A 20,106-nucleotide genomic window follows, 5' to 3' on the forward strand; every position below is an offset into this window, starting at 1 on the left:
GTAATCGTTTTCTAAAAACATTAGATCGATGATTTTTCTGTCGAACTGAGAGCTATTTTATTCATCTTTAAGGTTGAGGAGTTAAGGAGTCATGTCAAATTTTCGCTGGAATTATAGATCCATAGTATTCCTGCTTTCGTTGCTAGATATTCTAGCTATACTGGTTTTTTATCCAGCCAAAAGTCAGGCTGAACTGCCTAAATCTGATGTATCTACTACTGAAGTAGAAGAGAACAAAGTTCCAGAAGCAGTTGTTAATCAAACAGTAGATACTTCAATTGCACCAGTCACTCTTAAAAAAGCTCCAAACGATCTCCGAGAGCGAGTGACACCTGTCTCACAATTGTTGCAAGTTGCACCGCCAACTAACAAAAAAGCTCCAAATAATGCAGCAGGACAGGCAACATCCGTTTCGCAACTATCAGATATTAAGCCGACAGATTGGGCATTTCAAGCATTACAGTCTCTAGTTGAGCGCTACGGTGTAATTGCAGGATATACAGATGGTACATTTAAAGGCGATCGCTCCCTAACGCGCTATGAATTTGCAGCTGGGTTGAATGCAGCTTTAGATCGCCTCAATGAACTAATAGCGACTTCGACAACAGATTTAGTCAAACGCGAAGACTTGGATACCATCAAAAAACTACAAGAACAATTTTCTCCAGAACTCGCTCAACTTCGGGGACGCGTAGATAGCTTGGAAGCACGAACTGCGAAGTTAGAAGCAACTCAGTTTACGACCACAACCAAACTTATAGGTCGATCTCAGATTGTTTTTGGCGAACTTCTGGCGGGTAATAATGTCGTCAGCAAGAGACCAGCACCTCACAATGTCACACTTCAAGGCTCAACTTCTTTACGCTTAAATACCAGTTTTAACGGTAAAGATTCACTAGCTATAACAATAGGTGGTGGAAATATTGAATCACTGGGACAAACAAGAGCTGGATTATTAGGAACTTATGAGGGGAGAACTGCTGATAACTCCAGTATTACTTTTGTACGCAACACTCTTATTCTCAGTGGAGTTCGCTATCGGTTTCTACCTTATCCAAATACTCAAGTCAACATTTATCCCTTGTCCGATGGAGCTAGTGAGATAGGTCTTTCTGGCCCCATTAACCCATATTTTGAATCGTCTTCTGCAACTGGTGCTAATGGGATTTCACGATTTTCACGGCGGTCTTTAGTCTATAACTATGGAGATAGCGGCCCCGGAATTGCCATACTCCAGGGATTAGGCAAACAAGTTCAATTCGGGATAGCGTATAGCGCACCAAATGGTAACAATCCCACATCTAATAATGGCTTATTGACAGGCAGGTATTTAGCTTTAGCACAGTTAATATACTACTCTTCTAATCGGAATTTTCGGGTGGCTGCAACTTACGTTAATACCTATAGCCCACCAAATACCATAGGTTTTAGTGGAACAAATTTTGGCCCAGCAGTCGGGAGTAACCTGGTAAACAGTACCGTGCGTGGAGTGGGAACTATAGGCAACCTTTATGGTCTACAGGGGTTCTATCAAGTTAATTCCAAGTTAGCAATCAATGCGTGGGTAAGTTATGCGGCACACCGCTATTTGGGGCGCGGAGATGGTAATGCGATGGATTGGGCAGTAGGACTGGCATTCCCGGATCTTTTTAGTGAAGGTGCTTTAGGGGGGGTTTTAGTTGGTATGGAACCGAAACTCACGAGGCTCAGTCAGAATGTAGATTTGGGAGCAGGTGCCGGACAAGCAGACAAAGATACTTCCCTGCACGTTGAGGCATTCTACCAATATAAAATCGGAGATAATATTGAGGTTACGCCGGGTTTGATCTGGATTACTGCACCCGATTCTGATGCCAACAATCCTGATAGTTTATTTGCTTGGGTTCGTACTGTCTTTAGGTTTTAACTTGTAAAAACCAGAGATTTATAGCATTTCTCGAATGGAAGCAATACACTTTCACCTCACTTCCATTCCTCTCTCCTAAAAGGAGAGAGGCTTTTAATTTTACTCCCCAACCCTTGCAGCGTTGGGGCTGGGGGTTAGTTCTGTATTCCATACAATTGAGAACCGCTATAGGTTTTCTAGTAAATTACTAGGACTTACGCACTGTACCTCTTGCAAAAGTCCCCTAACACCCCACCCCCAACCCCTCCCCGCTCTTCGAGAGGGGAGACTTTGATGTAAGTCAAAGGCGGGGTGAGGTTCTTTTTTTGATTTATGCAAGAAGTCTACTGTACAAACGCCTCGTGATGTGAATTAACGATCCTCCCGGTTGTTTCAGGCTTTTCTTAATTATCCTGCGATCGTCAATAGACCAGAATTGTAGGGGCACAGCAATGCTCATTCGTGTCAACTTAACGTGAAAGCAAGTCTAGAACTAGCTTTTAGATTGCCTCGTGCCTCGTTCCCAGTCTCCGACTGGGAATGCTCATCCTTGAGGCTCCGCCTCTCTTGCTGGCGGCAGAGCCGCCAGGAGCAGCATTTCTAGCCTCTGGCTAGAAACGAGGTTTTAAAGGAGTTTCAGCTTAAGTTGACACCAATGAGCTTTTTCTGTGCCCTTACGAAAGATGTGGTTTTTAAACTTATGCATATTTGGTATTTATTAAACAACGGTAAGTTTATCTAAATTAAGTATTATGTGTGCTAATATTGGAACTTTTCACAAAATATTGTAAAAAGCAAGTCTCTTGGGAGAGATAACCAAGTTTATTTTACATAACTTTACATTTTAATTTGTTTGTTAAAATGCTTGCTTTTTGTCGAAAACTGTGAAAAGCTTTGTTATATTAAAAACTACGGTTTATTGATAAAGATAAAGTAGTTTTTAATTCCAACCTATTGGCAACCTGTCTTAAGGGGCCACAATTTAAGGCTAGTAGTAAGCCGTAAAGATGTAGATAGGCAAACAGATCTCTGAATATTTTGCAGCATCGATGGGGTGAAGACTTGATGCTTAAGACTTTATCGATGGGGGGAAATGGTAGATGCTGAAGACGTTAACAACCGATTTTGAACTTGACTTAGAAGCAGATATGCTTGTGATTGGAGGTGGGCCAGCTGGAACTTGGGCGGCATGGAGTGCTGCATCAAATGGAGCTAGGGTGATCCTTGTAGACAAAGGATATTGTGGCACAACTGGATGCGCTGCGGCATCTGGTAATGGTGTGTGGTATGTGCCACCCGATCCAGAAGCACGGGAAACAGCGAAGGCGAGTCGGGAATCGTTGGGTGGGTTTTTAGCCGATCGCAATTGGATGGATCGGGTACTGAATCAGACTTATCTAAACGTTAATCAGTTAGCAGAGTGGGGTTATCCCTTCCCTACCGACGATGAAGGCAAACCCTATCGGCGATCGCTACAAGGGCCGGAGTATATGCGGCTGATGCGGCGGCAAATTCAACGGGCAGGAGTCAAGATTTTAGACAATAGTCCCGCCTTAGAATTACTGGTTGATGACGATGGTGCTGTTGCTGGTGCATCAGGTGTGAACCGTCAGACTGGTGAGAAATGGCAAGTGCGATCGCAGTCAACAATTATTGCGACAGGTGGCTGTGCGTTTCTCAGTAAAGCGTTAGGATGCAACGTCCTGACAGGGGATGGTTATCTAATGGCGGCAGAAGCAGGTGCTGAGATGTCGGGTATGGAATTTTCCAACGCTTACGGCATCTCTCCCGCCTTTTCTTCAGTCACCAAAACCCTGTTTTATAATTGGGCAACCTTCACCTACGAAGACGGTACTGTGATTCCGGGGGCAAGTTCTCATAGACGTTCAGTAATTGCTGAAACGTTACTGCAACAGCCAGTTTACGCCATCATAGACAAAGCGGCGGAATCGATGCGGGCATCTATGCGTTTAGCACAGCCCAACTTCTTTTTACCCTTTGACCGTGCAGGTATTGATCCATTTACTCAACGTTTCCCTGTGACTCTGCGCCTAGAAGGAACTGTGCGCGGTACGGGGGGAATTCGGATTGTAGATGAGAGTTGCGCCAGTTCTGTACGCGGACTCTATGCGGCTGGAGATGCAGCTACACGCGAACTTATTTGTGGCGGATTTACTGGCGGTGGTAGTCATAATGCAGCTTGGGCAATATCTTCTGGCTATTGGTCGGGGAAATCGGCTGCTGAATATAGCCGCAGTTTAGGGGAAAATAAAACTCAACGCCGAGTTAAGGGTGTTGGAGAGGTAGGATTAGAAAGTGGGAGCGATCGCTCCTTAGCGACTGATGAAATTATTCAGGCAGTCCAAGCTGAAGTATTCCCCTACGAAAAGAACTATTTCCGTACAGAACAAGGTTTAACCGAGTCTTTGGGTAAGCTAAATCATCTTTGGCAAGAACTCCACAGTAGCCAGGTAACATCAGAGAAAGAGCTTCCCAGGGCGCGAGAAGCTGCGGCAATGGTAGCCACAGCACGGTGGATGTACAGCAGTGCCATTGAACGTAAAGAAACTCGTGGTATGCACAGACACTTAGACTATCCAGAACAAGATGCTAACCAGCAACATTACCTAATTAGTGGCGGATTAGATCAAGTCTGGGTGAAGAGTCAGCCGCTACTAAATACAGAAGATATTTCCCAATCTAAAATCCAAAATCTAAAATCTAAAATCTAAAATCTAAAATCTAAAATCTAAAATAGAGGTGGCAGTGTGATTGAGTTGGTCAGCGAGTCGCGGTGCATAGAATGTAATATCTGCGTGAATATTTGTCCAACCAACGTGTTTGACAGAGTACCTAATGCGCCACCAACCATTGCCCGACAGAGTGACTGCCAAACCTGTTATATGTGCGAATTGTATTGTCCAGTTGATGCTCTTTATGTTGCACCAGAAAGCGATATGAAGACTTTAGTCAACGAGGCAGAATTAATAGAAATTGGGCTACTGGGTAGTTACCGTGAAAATGTTGGTTGGGGACATAAACGCACCTCAACAGCAAAAGCCGATGAAACATTCCAAATTCTCAAGCAGATGAAATAGCATCGTGGGGAAAAGAGTCATGCTGGCGTTAAAGAAGGCAGGAGGCAGAAAGCAGGAAGCAGAAGGTAGCCCTATAACTAGAAAAGTTAGGGATTTCGAGCCTAGTGACTGTTTTCAAACTCGTAGATCCCCCCTAACCCCCCTTAAAAAGGGGGGAAAAGAAACTCTAAAATCCCCCCTTTTTAAGGGGGGTTGGGGGGATCTTCAAAGTATCGTTACCACTCAAACAGATATCAGAAGAACCATTACCAGCCGAAGGGGTGAAACTTTTAGAGGGGACAAAGAAATTTTTAGTTTCGCAGGGTTTAGCAAAGTCGGACTTTAAATTAACTGATTGGGCTGTTGAAAAATAGAGAGTGGGGAGATGAGGGAGATGAGGGGGATGAGGGAGATGAGGGGGATGAGAGAGCAGAAAAGGCGGGAATCAGTAACTTTTCTGAGCAAGAAAAACAGATTTTTGTAATCAAGTCTTTCAAAGGCGCAACTTTCAAGCTCAAAGGTGCAACTCCCAAGCTCAAAGGCGCAACTCCCAAGCTCAAAGGCTCGACTCCCAAGCTCAAAGGCTCGACTCCCAAGCTCAAAGGCGCAACTCCCAAGCTCAGAGGCTCAACTCCCAAGCTCAAAGGCGCAACTTCCATGCTCAGAGGCTCAACTCCCAAGCTCAAAGGCGCAACTTCCATGCTCAGAGGCTCAACTTCCAAGCTCAAAGGCTTTCTACTTCCCTCCTGACCAATAATTCCTTGATAGTACAGAGCAAGTATCTGTTGAATCAATCCAAAATCCAAAATCCAAAATCCAAAATTGATATGACTCAACTAAAAACACTTCCTACCTACGACCCAAGTTTATTTGAGGGAGCCGCTGAAGCCTACGCTCAATATAGAACCAAATATCCACAGGTTGTATTCGACAAACTAGCCGAAATATTTAATCTCAATGGTCAAGGACGACTCCTTGATTTAGGCACTGGCCCAGGATTAATTTCAATTGCTTTGCGAACCAAATTTGAAGAAGTTGTGGCGATCGATCCCGATCCAGAAATGATTGCCGAAGCTAAACGGCAAGCAGCAGCAGTTGGAGCAAATAATATTACTTGGTTAGAACAAGGAGCAGAACTAATTGACTCTAGTTTAGGGACATTTAAGTTAGCCACTATTGGTAGAGCCTTCCACTGGATGGAACGCGAATTAGTACTTGAACGCCTTTATGAATTGCTTACTGATGATGGTGGACTAGCACTGCTTCAGACTAGTGACAACCCTTGGGAAAGCAATCTACCTTGGAAACAAGCTGCTGTTGGAGTAGTGAAGAAATGGTTAGGTGAAGAACGGCGGACTGGACAACGAGGACAAGGCACTCGTAAACCAGTCGATCCTCCCCATGAAGTCGTAATTGGCAATTCAGCTTTTGCTCGTCAAGAAACCTATGAAGTGCCATTTGAAAAATCTTGGACTGTCGATAGCTATCTCGGCTATTTATACACTACAGCCTTCTCTCTGAAAATTTTCTATGGCGATAACGCCCCAGCATTTGAAAAGGATCTCAGAGAAGCGTTACTCGCAGTTGAACCGTCTGGACACTTTACAGAAGAACTCAAAGCTACAATCCTAGTCGCTTGGAAGCACTAGCAAAATTGCACGCAAATAAAACAGAGCTTGATTCACAAATTTCAATCTTCCACTAGCACGACATTGGAGTGGGATCTTCTCACTCCACTTCCTAAATTTTCCCTCCTCACTATTAAATTTTCAGTTCATCGAGTCGTTAAAGGGTGGGTAATACCCACTCTCTTCCCTAATTTAATAAATGTTTTTTAATTTAAAAAAAATATTTATTGTAGTTTTTAAATAACTTAATAGAAAAGATTTTTTGCTTTTTTTACATTGTAATTAATCATCACTGTTTAACCACCTAGAGGAAAATTAATAAAACAACTCATGCCAGCTTTAAAAGGAAAGTTTGAATTCAGAAAAAGCCAGAGAACAACACGTCGTTCGTTGTTGTTTGCTCTGGGCTACTGCTTAATGCTATCAACAAGCCTATCGAGTTGTAGTGAAGCAAAAAATAACACTCAACAGTCAGCAACTTCCCCTGAGTCGGCAGCTTCATCTAACACTACAGAGAAGTCAACAGAGAAGCAAGTAGTACGGATTGTACGTTCAAAACAACTTTCCGCTCTAGCAATTTTAGAAAAACAGGGTTCCTTAGAAAAGCGATTAGAGCCTCTGGGTTTTAAAGTCCAGTGGGCTGAGTTTGCGGCTGGGCCACAACAACTAGAAGCATTGAATGCAAATGGACTAGATATTGCATCTACAGCCGAATCACCTCCTGTATTTTCACAAGCAGCAGGAGCGCCCCTTGTTTATCTAGCTACTACACGCCCTAGTGGTAAAGCTATTTCACTTTTAGTTCCTGTAAACTCTCCGATTAAAAGTGTTGCCGATTTGAAGGGCAAAAAAGTGGCTTTTCAGAAAGCTTCTATTGGTCACTATTTATTAGTTAAGGCATTAGAAGACGCGGGACTGAAACTAAGCGATGTCCAATCAGTTTTTTTAACGCCGCCAGATGCAAATGCGGCATTCAGTCAGAACAAGGTGGATGCTTGGTATATTTGGGAGCCATTCGCTACCAGAAATGAACAAAAGAAAATAGCTCGTGTTTTAGCAGATGGTGGGAAGTTGCGGGATACTGGCAACTTTTACTCAACCTCACGCCAGTTTTATCAGGCTCATCCTGACGTAATTAAAGTGTTTCTAGAGGAGCTAGAAAAGGCAGAAATCTGGACTAAGAATCATCCCAAAGAAGTTGCACAATTACTTGCTCCTGTAACTCAGCTAGATCCACCGACTCTAGAAATAATGCATAAGAAATATGATTATGGGCTAGTACCAATTACTGATAAAACTATTACCAAGCAACAGGAAGTTGCAGATAAGTGGTACAGCTTAGGACTTATCCCCAAAAAGGTGAATGTTAGAGATGGGTTTTTGACACCTGAAGAGTACGCCAAAATTACTCCGTCAGACGTATTAGCGAATAAGTAGTTATCCCCAACAATAAACTAAAATACAGGAGAATATTATGCCTACCTCGACTTTGACAGAGGTTAAAATTAGGTCTATTGATGCCCCTTTGGGAGCGATAGTTACCGATCTTGATGCCAGTCAACCGATCGCACCTGAAGTTATCTTACAACTTAAAGAAGCACTGCGCGTAGACGCGAAGCGGCTTGTCGCCAGACATCGCCACATCTTGATCTTCAAAGACCAAAAGCTCTCAGATCGAGAACTTTTGAACTTTTCTCTATACTTTGGCGCACTATTTGTACCATCTGATGAAACTCCAGTATTGGCTTCTAAACCAGGAGAAACTCCGGTAGTGATTCCGATTTCCAATGTCGATGGTGGCTATACAGGTACTGGAGAACTCACTTTCCATTCTGATCACAAATGGACTCCTACCCCATCTAGTGGTTCACTTCTTTATGCGTTGGAAATACCTTCTCAAGGTGGAGATACTTATTGGTTAAATACCAATTTGGCATATCAAGCATTAGATGAAGCCACTAAAAAACGGATTGCAGATTTACAATTAATTACCTACAACCCATTTTTGCGAGATCGGAATGCACCACGCTCTTTGTATCGTTTAGACAAAACTATTCCTTTAATCAGTCCGATCTTTCCCCATCCTTTAGTTAGGACACATCCAGAGAGTGGTAAAAAGCATCTTTACTTAGATGCTGCTACGGAAGTGGAAATTGTCGGGTTAGAGCCGGAAGAAGGATCTAAACTGATTGAACAGTTAAGGCAACATCTAAATCAACCCAAGTTCTACTACCAACACAAATGGTCTGTAGGCGATATTGTCTACTGGGATAATCAAGCTACCTTACATTACCGTCAAGCATTCAATCCAAATGAGCGACGGGTATTGAAGCGGGTTAGCCTTGCAGGTAGTCGTCCTTTTTAGTCTCTATATCTGAAGTAGAGATGCCAGAAATTGCGTCTCTACAAAACCAGAATAATAGGTGGGATTATCCACCCTAATTTCTAAATTATACAGGATTATAAACTGGATTACTTATGTAAATTTATATAACTAAACTACGCTAAATAATCTATTTACTTTCTTAATAAAGAATCAAAAAAAGTATCGAAATTTATCTATGTAATTGTCACAAAAAGTATATATAATATTGTTATTTAGGATAAAAATAGTGTTTATAAATACTTCATTTTAATCGGTAAATATATAATATTGAGACGATAATTAATAAAAAATGATCGTGGGTTGCTTTAAAAGTAGAAATTAAATTATTTAAATCTTGATTAACTTTCTTGAAATTAGGATTAGTTGAACCTGTAAGTGTAAAAATATTTAACAATACCGTGAAAATTAAGTCAACAATAATCAGTCAAGTAACATTATTTGTAATACCTGGTTTTTTAGCTTTATCTACCACTTTAATAAGTTGTACGTCAACCAGCGATAATACAAATAGTGCAACTAATACGAAAGCAGATCCAGCAGCAACAAAAACCATTACTTTTAAAACAAAAGTGCTGCGAATAGGGTATCAAAGCTCTGGTGATTTAGTTAGAGTCAGAGGAGTTTTAGAAAAACGTTTGCAGCCTTTGGGCTTGAAAGTAGAGTGGTCACAATTTGCCCAAGGGCCACAACTTATGGAAGCGATGAATGTGGGCAAAATTGATATTGGCTCAGTTGGAGAAACGCCTCCGATCTTTGCCCAAGCTGCGGGTGCAAAAATCATCTATTTGGCTGGGAGAAGACTTGGCCCTAATTCAGGTAAAGGTAGTGCGATCGCAGTTCCGAAAGGTTCTCCAATTAAAACTTTAGCTCAGATTAAAGGTCAAAAAGTAGTTTTTCAAAAAGGTTCGGCTTCTCACTATTTTATTATCAAAGCCTTAGAAGAGGTGAATCTAAAATATAGTGATATTAAAGTTCTGAGTATGCCCAATGTTGAAGCACGTGGTGCATTTATTCAGGGAACTATTCCAGTTTGGGTAACTGGCGATCCTCATTTAGCTTTGGTAGAAAAACTCCACGGTGCGCGTGTGCTGAGAGATGCAACCAATATCGGTACTCCAGGGGGATATTACATCGGAACACGTGAGTTTACTAAGGAAAATCCCGAATTAGTTCGCATCATCCTAGAAGAAATTGATAAAAATGGTCAATGGGCAGAAGCGAATCGTAAAGAAGTAGCCAAACTTATAGCACCTGTACTCAAAATTGATTTACCCATTCAAGAAATAATTTCTAGCCGTGCTACTTATCGGCTGAGAGGAATCACTCCAAAAGTAATCCAAAATCAACAAAGTGTTGCTGATTTGTTCTATAAGGAAAAAATCTTACCCAAAAAGATTGATATTAAAGAAGCACTACTAACACCTCAAGAATATGCAGCTATTACTCCCGAAACACTCATCAGTGAAAAATAAATATTGAGTTGGGGATTGGGGATTGGGTACTGGCGGTAAATAGATAGAGGCAAGTTTATTCAGCGATTAAATTAGCGATCGCATCTATTAACTCGGCTGGCTCTACTGGTTTGGCAATATGCTTGTCAAATCCGGCTGTTAGTACTTGCTGGGCGTTCATTTCTCCAGCATAGGCGGTAAGTGCGATCGCCCGAATTTGTCCTCCTTGCTCTGGTGGCAGCATTCTCAACTGTCGCATGAACATACATCCATCCACTTCTGGCATCCCAATATCGCTTAAAAGTATATCTGGCAAGGATTGAGCTAAAGCGGCTAGGGCTTCATTTGCTGATGTTACTGCTGTCACATTTGCCCCATATTGCTCTAGTAAGAAGACGATAAAATCTCGCGTATCTGTTTCATCATCCACTACTAAAATTTTGACATCATTCAAATTTGAGGATGGCTCAGAATCGCTACTGTCTTGTTTAATCTCTAATTGATTTTGGATTAACGGTAATCTTACCGTAAAAGTTGCCCCCCGATCTTCGCCCTCACTTTCTACCTGGACAGTCCCGCCATGCAATTCAACTAAGTGACGGACGATCGCTAATCCTAAGCCCAATCCACCAAATTTTCTGGTGGTGCTGCTGTTCTCTTGACGAAAATATTCAAACACATAAGGCAGAAAATTAGGGTCGATGCCTTTGCCGGTGTCGCTGACTTGAATAAGTGCTGAGTTGGAATTTGACTTAGGACATGATGACAGTCGAATATCAACCCGTCCGCCCTCTGGTGTAAACTTAACCGCATTTGAGAGCAGGTTCCAGACGATTTGTTGCAATCGGCTGGAGTCTCCTAAAACTTGCCCCAAACTTGGTTCTAGGCTGATGTGCATCTCAATTGACTTAGCTTCTACCGATAGCCGCACTGTCTCCATTGCTGCCGAAATCACAGATGTCAAATCAACTGGGTAGATATTCAAGCTGAGTTTACCTTGTAAAATCCGGGAGATATCCAGTAAGTCTTCAATTAGTTGAGCCTGTAACTTAGCATTTCGCTCAATAGTCTTCAGCGCTTGAGGAATTGTCTTTTCATCAAGTTTTTTGGTTTGGAGTAGCTTTGCCCATCCTAAAATTGGGTTGAGTGGCGATCGCAATTCATGAGAAAGTACTGCTAGAAACTCGTCTTTTATCCGGTTAGCGTTTTCTGCTGCCTTGCGTGCGGTTTGCTGTGCCTCGTATAGGCGGGCATTATCAACAGCGATCGCCGCACGGCCAGCCAACTCCTCAGCTAACATTAGGCTTTTGGTGTCGTAGCGACGACTTGAAGAAGAGACTAAAGTCATCGCTCCCAACACCCGTCCCCGAACGATTAGCGGTACACTCATACCAGATGTCGGATTTAGTTCTTGCAAGATTTTGAGGTGACTGGCGTTGTGGCTTAACCCTTGCATCTGTTCATCAGAAATCAAATGAGTAATTTGTGATTTGCCTGTCCGTATTACCTCAGCAACACCTGCTGTTTGTGCCAAATCAGGCGGATAATTTTGTAACTGTTCTAGCAATTCTTGTTTCCCTGGATTGGCATGGGCTGCTGCAACCCGACGGACTAATTGATTGTCACAAATAATATCAACTAAGCACCAATCGGCTATTTCCGGCACTGCCAAACGCGCCAAACCTGCTAAGGTTGTCTCGTAGTCAAATGATGTAGCCAAAATCCCACTAGCCTCAGCCAGAAAACGCTGCTCCTCTTCCACCTGCTTGCGCCCAGTAATATCTCGCGATGACGCTTGCATCTCTAAAATTTCTTGAGTTTGGCGATCGCGGATAGCTCGAACAGTTGCTTCCAACCAGATATAATGTCCCTGTTCGTGACGCGCCCGGTGAGTAATGGTATAAATATCTGGTAAATCACCACTGACTGGGTAATTTATCGCAATCTGTACCAAATCGTCAGGGTGAACTAACTCATGGCTGGCATGACCTACTAGTTCCTCTGGTTGATATCCCAGTACTGTGTAGCAAGCTGGTGAAACGTAGAGAAGAATTCCATCTACTGTGTGGCGGGAAATAACATCAGTTGAATTCTCAGCCAGCAGCCGAAAACACGCCTCACTCTCGCGCAGTTTCGCCTCAGCTTGCTTGCGTTCGGTAATATCGACGCACATTCCCACCCATTCGCGGATTTCGCCTGTTTCGTCGAGTATCGGCACACCGCGTATATTCATATAACGGTATTCGCCATCATGCCGCAGAACACGATACTCGGCAACTGCAACGCTGCGTGTAGGAAATGCCTGTTTCCAAATTTCCACCATCGAAGAACGATCTTCTGGGTGCAGTGCCTCAACCCAACCCCATCCTTTGTACTGTTCGAGACTTTGCCCTGTGAACGCCTCCCAGGTAGGAATCTCATCAACAACGTTGCCCCAAGGTGCTGCTCTCCAGACGATGGATGCGCTTGCCTCTGCCAGTGAACGGTAGCGTGCTTCACTATCGCGCAGCGCAGCTTGCTGTTCGCTCAAATATTGCTGCAAATCAGTAAACTCTTGAGCTTTCAGATGATCAGTCATTTTTAAAAGTATTTGGCTAAAAGCGACTCACCGGGTTCTCCCATCTGCTGTAGTAGTTCTTTAATTTGTTTCATAGCCAGCCAGTGGTGAAGGTTGTGTCCGTCCGTTTTCCCATCGATTTAGACTGTGGAACGAAACCCCTAACATCGTTGCCAGTTTTACCTGTGTAAATTTCGGGCACTGCCGAGTCTCACGAACCAATTGTGCAATCCTAAGCTGTTCGATTACTGGCATAAGCTAAATATATTTTGATATTTCTACCAGTGCAATATAGCAGATGCTATAACTCTGACTGCACCTATCTAGGGTTATAGAGGTTGTAAATTGGTGATTATGTACTACATCAACTATAGGAATCATATTTGATTTCTGAAAAAATCTCGGTAGTCTTGTAGTGGACTGTCATGACTTTAATGTTGCAAAAAAATTGCTTTGTTGGGTGGAGGCTTTGCGTAACCCAACTGATGAGAAGGATGTTGGGTTACGCAAAGCCTCCACCCAACCTACTAGCGCGGCAAGCTTATATTTGCTGGGTTAGGGTAGAGGCGATGCAGCTTAGTCCAAAGCCTTGTTACCCAATATTTTAAGCTTGCCGCGCTAGTAGGTCTACGTCTAATGCACTATTAAAGCCATGACAGTCTACTACGTGCATTTCAAAAATCAAATACTAGTCCTATAGATATCGAAACTATTTAAGCTAGTAATAGAGTTGTTTCAATCCAGGGGATGAGAATATGAAGGTTTGGCTTGCCTGCTTTTTGGTGCTGTTTGCCTTGGCAGAACTGTTTGACTGGTTGCAAGAGTTTAATCTGCCATTACCTATCTATATTTTGGGTGGCACTTTTTTAGCTGTGGCTTCTAACTATGATAAAATTTTTGGCTCCTATTTTGCTGATTCCAGCATTGAAGCATCACTTCAACAACCTCAGTTAGATTCACTAACCCCATCTACTAATCCTATTTCTTTTCCAATTGCCAGTCCTGTTGAAGATGCTCAAACACCTCAAACTGATGATTAGCGCTTGTCTTATTCTCTAGTTGAGGCTACGCGTAAGCTTGCTTTCAAAGTAGGAATATGCCAAAGTCTTTAACTAGCAAGTAAATTGCTACATTAATAGAAGCTGAGATTAACTAGCTTTTAACCTAGATTCCGAAAATTAACTTCTGCGCCTGCAACATCTACCCAATTCAGGCTACCGCCGCAACGCCGTGATTAGTGGACTATTAGAAAAACTCCGTGTCCCTTTTGTCAAAGTTCAGGATTCCCGTGAAACTTCCAAGAGCAAAAGCTGGCTGCAAATTATTTTTGTTACCAGTGTAGGAGTTACCGCCTTTATCTGGGGAGTTCGGGAACTCAATTGGTTACAGCCTTGGGAGTTAAGAGTTTATGACCAGATGTTGCGATCGCGTCCCACAGAAGCACCCGATCGGCGGATTTTACTAGTAACAATCACTGATGAGGATCTCAAACGAGAGAAATGGCCTCTATCAGATCGGACAATCAATCAGCTATTAAAGAAAATAGAGTCCTATCAACCGCGAATTGTTGGTTTATATCTTTTCCAACCAGAACACAATAATTTGGCGGCTAATCTCCCAAATCAAGATAACATTGTCAGCACCTGTTTGTTCAGCAGCTTGGGTAGAGATGAAATTCCACCACCGCCTAATTTTCCTATAGATAATGTTGGGTTTAGCGATGTGGTTGCTGATAGTGAAAACGACCAAATTCTCCGCCGCAGTTTGTTATTTGCTAACTCTACAGACAAGAAATGTACAACATCATTTGCATTTGGTGCCTAAATAGCAATTAATTATCTGGCAAAACAAGGCATTGAATACGATTTCACTAAAAAAGGAGATTTTCTATTAGGTAAAACCCTGTTTTTGCGTTTACAACCTAATTCTGCTGGCTACCGACATCTGGATGCAGATGGCTATCAAATATTATTAAATTACCGTCACCCCAACAGCCTCGCCGATAAAGTAACCCTCACAGATGTTCTGAGTGGTCGAGTCAATCCCAGTTTATTTAAAGACCGTCTGGTGATTATTGGCACCACAGCAGCTAATATCCCTCCAGGTGGCTTTTATACGCCCTACAGCGCTTTGGCAGATCAACCAGCCAGAATGCCTCCTCTGTTTATTCATGCACAGATAGCAAGTCAACTCATCAGTACAGTGTTAGATGGGCGACCTCTAATTTGGTATTGGCCTGATTGGGTGGAACTTATTTTGGTGTGGGGCTGGTCGCTGGTAGGTGGAATTTTAGTATGGCGGTGGCAAAATCCGTTGCTGTTGCTAGTGGTGGAAGCGACAACTCTACTTGGCTTAGTAGTAGTCTGCGTTGCTTTGTTTTTGCAAGCCGGATGGATGCCGTTAATCCCTTCTGCCCTGGCTTTGGTGATTAGTAGCATCTGCGTGATTGTTTATAGTAGCTACCAAAATCAGCGGCAAACTCAGGTAATTATTCTGCAAGTTGAAAAGCAACAAGAAGCGATCGCTCAATTAAATGTACTCTTAGAAGATAAAACAGCACTTCCCGACTCCTATCTTGATTTTCCTCCCCCAATTGATTTACGAGAAACAAAATCAGGTGATTTGCTTTTGAGTGGACGCTACAAAATATCTAAAACTCTCGGTGCAGGTGGATTTGGTCGGACTTATTTAGCACAGGATACTCAACGACCGGGTAATCCTACTTGTGTAGTTAAAAAGTTAATGCCAGCCCGTCAAGATACACGATTTTTGCAGGTTGCTCGCAGGTTGTTTAATAGTGAAGCTGAAATCTTAGAATCTTTAGGTAAACATCATCAGATTCCTGAACTACTTGCTTATTTTGAAGATGATCAAGAATTCTATTTAATTCAACAATACATTGAGGGACATACCCTAAGCGAAGAATTACCACCTGTACAAAATGTGCAAAACGAATCATTTGTGATGGAAATGCTCAAACAAGTTTTAGAAATTCTAGACTTTGTTCACCAGCATCGAGTGATTCATCGTGATATCAAACCGACTAATATTATTAGATGCGCTGAAGATAATCGGCTGGTATTGATTGACTTTGGTGCTGTAAAATTGATGCAACCAGCAAGTAGTGAGCAAACAGAATTAGCCACAGTAGCCATCGGGACGCGGGGTTATGCACCTCCAGAACAATTTGCCGGTCATCCCCGCCTATGCAGTGACATTTATGCTTTAGGAATGATTGCTATTCAAGCCATAACTGGGATACCACCGCAAGAACTTCATCCAGATATAGAAACGGGTAATGTGATGTGGCGGCAAACGGTGGAGGTGAGTGAAGAATTAGCGGCAATTTTAGATAAAATGGTTTGCTATCATTTTAGCGATCGCTATCAATCAGCCACCGCAGTTTTACAAGATTTGAAACGTATCTAGCCTTGGCGATTAGAAATCGCGGCTATACAAACGAAGTCGAACTGCGCGGACTAACAAAAAATTAATGGTTTATAGCGCGTAAGTTTTACCCCTCCCTAACCCTCCCCGATAGATTGGGGAGGGAACTAAATTTCCTGTTTCCGCCCTTGCCAAGGGGGATTAAGGGGGGTAATTCGACTTGTATCTACTGAAGTTTTTGGGTGGAGTGTAGGCATTGGTGTCTTTTTTGCTGTACTAATCTTTATTGGCCTCCGCTTTCGCCGCTAAGTTTTCAGCATAAAAAAATCGCCCCCTGAATTCAGGAGGCGGATCACCAAGGTGGTGTAGAGACGCGAAATTCCGCGTCTCTGGTTTTAACTAGCAACGTATTCTTTGACATTGGCACGACGACGACGTAGATGAGCCAAAGCTTGATGCTCTAACTGACGAACGCGTTCACGGCTGAGACTCAATCTCTCTCCCACTTTCGCCAATGACATTTCGTTACCATCTTCTAAACCAAAGCGTAGGGCTACAACTTCTCGCTGTTGCGGGGTTAGTTCCGCTAGCAGGTTGTTCAAGTCTTGGCGTAAGAATTCCTGGTTGGTGTAATACTCTGGTGATGGGCCATCATCTTCGAGCATTTCTTGCAACTCAGTATCTTGGTTCTCACCAACTCGCACATCCAAAGACACTGGTTGACGAGCCATATTTAAGTACTCGCGGATCTGAGCCGGTTCTATTTCCAGTTCTTTGGCAATTTCGGCTGGAGTCGGCGATCGCCCCAAGGTTTGAGCCAACTCACGCTGCACTTTTTTGATTTTGTTCAGTTTCTCGGTAATATGGATTGGTAAGCGGATGGTACGACCTTGTTGAGCGATCGCGCGGGTAATTGCTTGGCGAATCCACCAGTAAGCATAAGTCGAGAACTTATAACCCCTCATTGGGTCAAATTTCTCTACACCCCGCTCTAATCCTAGTGTTCCTTCCTGAATTAAATCCAGAAACTCCATATTCCGCTTTTGGTACTTTTTCGCAATAGCAACGACCAAGCGCAAATTCGCTTCGATCATTTTTTGCTTTGCCCGCTTACCTTGCGCTACCGTTTGTTGCACATCGGTTTCCGATTGTTGAACCTGATCAGCCCACTCTGACATATTCGGTTCGCGTTGCAGCTTCTTCGCCAAAGCTTCCTTGGCATCGATGAGCGTCATCATTTGTTGCACTTGCTTCCCAAAGACAATTTCTTGTTCACGGGTTAACAGTGGTACACGACCAATTTCTCGCAGATAGGTTCGCACCATATCAGCCGTGAATTTGGTGTTGAGGTTTTCCGTTTGGCTATTGACAGTAGGCATTGGTGCGATATCCTCTACTTCGTTGAGATAATGTATGTTTTCTTACTAAAAGGGATTGGAAAAGGTAGTACATCTATCACGAAATATCGGGAGCTACCAAAAGTAATTATTAATTGATACAGCCGTTCTTAAGACGGTAAGCTCCCAATGATAGGTTCCCCTACCTTCCCTAAATTTTCAATTTCTTATAAGCACGCTGGTTTTTTTTGAGACTTCTTCTTTTAGGCAGTTACTGACACCAATCGGTAAATACGAAGTCGGTATGAGTTCTACTTAGCTTTATAGTACGATAAATCAGGGAAATAGTAAACTATCTTAAGATAAAGCCTAAAATTATAATTCAAAAGCGGTCTTTAGGGAAAAAATTTTAAAGTTCCTTGAAATTACTGACTACATCTATAGTGACGCCAAAAACCCCTCTTCTGTTGCCAAAAACTAGCCGGATAACCGAACTTAATTTGCGATGACAATGGAGGGATGTCACGAATTGGTCATTAGTCATTAGTCATTAGCAAAGGACAACTGACTATCTAGAATCCCAAGTCAGCTTTGGCTAGTTCAGCAGCGGCGAATACTTCTGCGTCAGGTTTTTCTTCCCAGGCTGGCTCACCCATTTCTTCGTAAAAAGTTGCGTCGTAAGGTCGGGTACGCACTACTACCGGCATCGGAACGGCGTGACCCAATATTAAAGCTTGTTGCTTCGAGTCTAACTTTGCCAACACCGATCGCAGTCCACTACCACCAGATACACCCGTAAAAATCGCCTCAATGTCTTTTTCATCATTCAGCAAAGCGGTAATGCGAGTTCCAATCTGGGACATAACTTCATTATCTATGCCTGATGGACGTTGATCAACTACCAAAAGTGTGACAAAATATTTCCGCAATTCACGGGCAATAGTCCCAAAGATGGTACTTTGTACCACTCCTGGGTCAAGGAAACGGTGCGCCTCTTCAATGGTAATCATCAATGGCGTTGGGCGATCGCAAGGATTTTTGCTTTGCAGGAATTTATCTGCTTTCTTGACGTAATGCTCGTGAATACGGCGGGTGATCATATTCGTCACCAACATATAAGAGAGCATATTAGACTGGGAACCAAATTCTATCACAACATTCTTCCCAGATTCCAGGCATTGCACAATTTTACTAATGTAATTCTGGGGGCAAACTGCTCGCATATACTTCAAGCTATCCATCCGCAAGAGTTTGCGCTGCAATGCCATAATCGAGCCTTTGTGTCCGCGTTTCTCGTCGCAGAACATCTCGATTTCTTCGTTAGTCATATTCAGCAACTGGACAATCCAAGACTTGCCAAATTCGCTGTACAGAATATTGGCGTTATCTAAGGCTGCGTCAGAGAGTCCTAAATCTCGGCTACATAACTTAATATCTTCAACTTCTATTTGCTCATAGCTCAAATAAAGTTCTTGGGCATCACGCACACCCCGACGCTTTGTCGATTCTGGGTCGAGGGTATAAACTTCTACCTTACTGGGAAAAAGTTGCTTTAAGCCTTTAACAGTACTGACATTTTTACCTTCTGCGACTGCTTCCCAGCCATACTCGGAGTGCATATCAAAAATCAAATTTACTGCCGCCTTTTTACGGATAACGCCAGCTAAAATTAGCCGTGTTAGAAAGGATTTACCAGTACCAGATTTCCCAAAAATCCCATTACTCCGTTCTACGAAGCGATTTAAATCGATGCAAACGGGCACATCCATATCCAAAGGTTTGCCGATGGAAAAATTGCGTCTTTGGGGGTCATCTTCCCAGCCAAATACCCGGCGAAAATCTTCAACACTTGCGTCGTAAACTTGACTAAAGTGGCTAGGAATAGTTTTAACAGGCAACAATTCCATCGTCGTGCTGGTTTGGGGCACAAATGAAGCCAAACCCGTCATCGATGGCAGGAAGGGATTTGCTGATTTGCCATTTGTTGGCGAGAAAGATTCTTCCGATTCGGGAGTGAACATCAACATCGGCGCGAGGTTGATAGTACCGTAAGTACCACTTCCGGCTAAAACATCTCGTAAAAAAGTGTCTTCCCAACTGGGGGGATTAGCAATGATTCGGGCATTAGCAGCTCCCAATGCTACATCTGTCAGCATACAAAAAAAACGCGATCGCATCCCTTGCACAACAAGAAACTTACCCACCCGCATATCTTCTACAGAAATGTCAGGATGCAATCGTACTTCTAAACCTTCAGTTAGAGAACCTTGAATGACCGAACCTAATGGCTGTGCCGAATTCATCTGATTAGTCATTGGTCATTTGTCATTTGTCATTTGTTTTTCTTCCCCCATTCCCCATTACCCCTTATCCCCAGAGGGGGCCCCACCTTCCCCAA

Annotated in this window: 13 protein-coding genes and 1 pseudogene; 10 read left to right on the plus strand and 4 right to left on the minus strand. The window is 43.0% G+C overall.

The window, feature by feature from the left end:
* Positions 1–91: 91 nt before the first annotated feature.
* The 8 genes from V7K62_RS12585 (at position 92) to V7K62_RS12620 (ending at position 10,448) form a co-directional block, all read left to right on the plus strand.
* Positions 92–1,906, plus strand: coding sequence for an iron uptake porin (locus V7K62_RS12585; RefSeq protein WP_334864313.1), 1,815 nt, complete (start codon positions 92–94; stop codon positions 1,904–1,906).
* Positions 1,907–2,985: 1,079 nt separating this feature from the next.
* Positions 2,986–4,617 (plus strand): FAD-binding protein, encoded by a 1,632-nt coding sequence (locus tag V7K62_RS12590; RefSeq protein ID WP_334864316.1) that lies wholly within the window; start codon positions 2,986–2,988, stop codon positions 4,615–4,617.
* 36 nt (positions 4,618–4,653) lie between these two features.
* On the plus strand, positions 4,654–4,983 hold the full coding sequence (locus V7K62_RS12595; RefSeq protein ID WP_334864318.1) for a 4Fe-4S binding protein: 330 nt from the start codon (positions 4,654–4,656) through the stop codon (positions 4,981–4,983).
* A 342-nt stretch (positions 4,984–5,325) separates the two neighbouring features.
* On the plus strand, positions 5,326–5,712 hold the full coding sequence (locus V7K62_RS12600) for a hypothetical protein (RefSeq protein WP_334864320.1): 387 nt from the start codon (positions 5,326–5,328) through the stop codon (positions 5,710–5,712).
* A gap of 77 nt (positions 5,713–5,789) precedes the next feature.
* Complete coding sequence (locus V7K62_RS12605; protein WP_334864322.1) at positions 5,790–6,611, plus strand: class I SAM-dependent methyltransferase; 822 nt, start codon at positions 5,790–5,792, stop codon at positions 6,609–6,611.
* A 309-nt stretch (positions 6,612–6,920) separates the two neighbouring features.
* The gene (locus V7K62_RS12610; protein ID WP_334864324.1) at positions 6,921–8,027 is read left to right on the plus strand and encodes an aliphatic sulfonate ABC transporter substrate-binding protein; all 1,107 of its coding nucleotides are present in this window, start codon (positions 6,921–6,923) and stop codon (positions 8,025–8,027) included.
* A 37-nt stretch (positions 8,028–8,064) separates the two neighbouring features.
* Complete coding sequence (locus tag V7K62_RS12615; RefSeq protein WP_334864327.1) at positions 8,065–8,955, plus strand: TauD/TfdA dioxygenase family protein; 891 nt, start codon at positions 8,065–8,067, stop codon at positions 8,953–8,955.
* Positions 8,956–9,359: 404 nt separating this feature from the next.
* Positions 9,360–10,448: a sulfonate ABC transporter substrate-binding protein gene (locus V7K62_RS12620; RefSeq protein ID WP_334864428.1), complete on the plus strand. Its 1,089-nt coding sequence runs from the start codon at positions 9,360–9,362 to the stop codon at positions 10,446–10,448.
* Positions 10,449–10,503: 55 nt separating this feature from the next.
* Here the strand turns inward: V7K62_RS12620 and V7K62_RS12625 are convergent, their stop codons facing one another.
* Together V7K62_RS12625 and V7K62_RS12630 are read right to left on the minus strand one after the other, a co-directional pair.
* On the minus strand, positions 10,504–13,005 hold the full coding sequence (locus V7K62_RS12625) for a hybrid sensor histidine kinase/response regulator (RefSeq protein ID WP_334864329.1): 2,502 nt from the start codon (positions 13,003–13,005) through the stop codon (positions 10,504–10,506).
* A 60-nt stretch (positions 13,006–13,065) separates the two neighbouring features.
* On the minus strand, positions 13,066–13,239 hold the full coding sequence (locus V7K62_RS12630) for a helix-turn-helix domain-containing protein (RefSeq protein WP_334864331.1): 174 nt from the start codon (positions 13,237–13,239) through the stop codon (positions 13,066–13,068).
* 500 nt (positions 13,240–13,739) lie between these two features.
* Here V7K62_RS12630 and V7K62_RS12635 point away from each other — a divergent pair, with 500 nt between their 5' ends.
* A complete protein-coding gene (locus V7K62_RS12635; protein WP_334864333.1) occupies positions 13,740–14,024 on the plus strand; it encodes a hypothetical protein in 285 nt (94 codons plus the stop codon).
* 190 nt (positions 14,025–14,214) lie between these two features.
* A pseudogene (locus V7K62_RS12640) lies at positions 14,215–16,413 on the plus strand (CHASE2 domain-containing protein).
* 353 nt (positions 16,414–16,766) lie between these two features.
* On the opposite strand, the gene V7K62_RS12645 reads toward V7K62_RS12640, so the two are convergent.
* Together V7K62_RS12645 and V7K62_RS12650 are read right to left on the minus strand one after the other, a co-directional pair.
* Positions 16,767–17,750, minus strand: a complete 984-nt coding sequence (locus V7K62_RS12645; protein WP_334864335.1) for an RNA polymerase sigma factor, RpoD/SigA family — start codon at positions 17,748–17,750, stop codon at positions 16,767–16,769.
* 530 nt (positions 17,751–18,280) lie between these two features.
* Positions 18,281–20,011 (minus strand): ATP-binding protein, encoded by a 1,731-nt coding sequence (locus tag V7K62_RS12650; RefSeq protein ID WP_334864430.1) that lies wholly within the window; start codon positions 20,009–20,011, stop codon positions 18,281–18,283.
* Positions 20,012–20,106: the final 95 nt, after the last annotated feature.

It is taken from the genome of Nostoc sp. (assembly GCF_036917935.1).
Taxonomy (GTDB): domain Bacteria; phylum Cyanobacteriota; class Cyanobacteriia; order Cyanobacteriales; family Nostocaceae; genus Nostoc.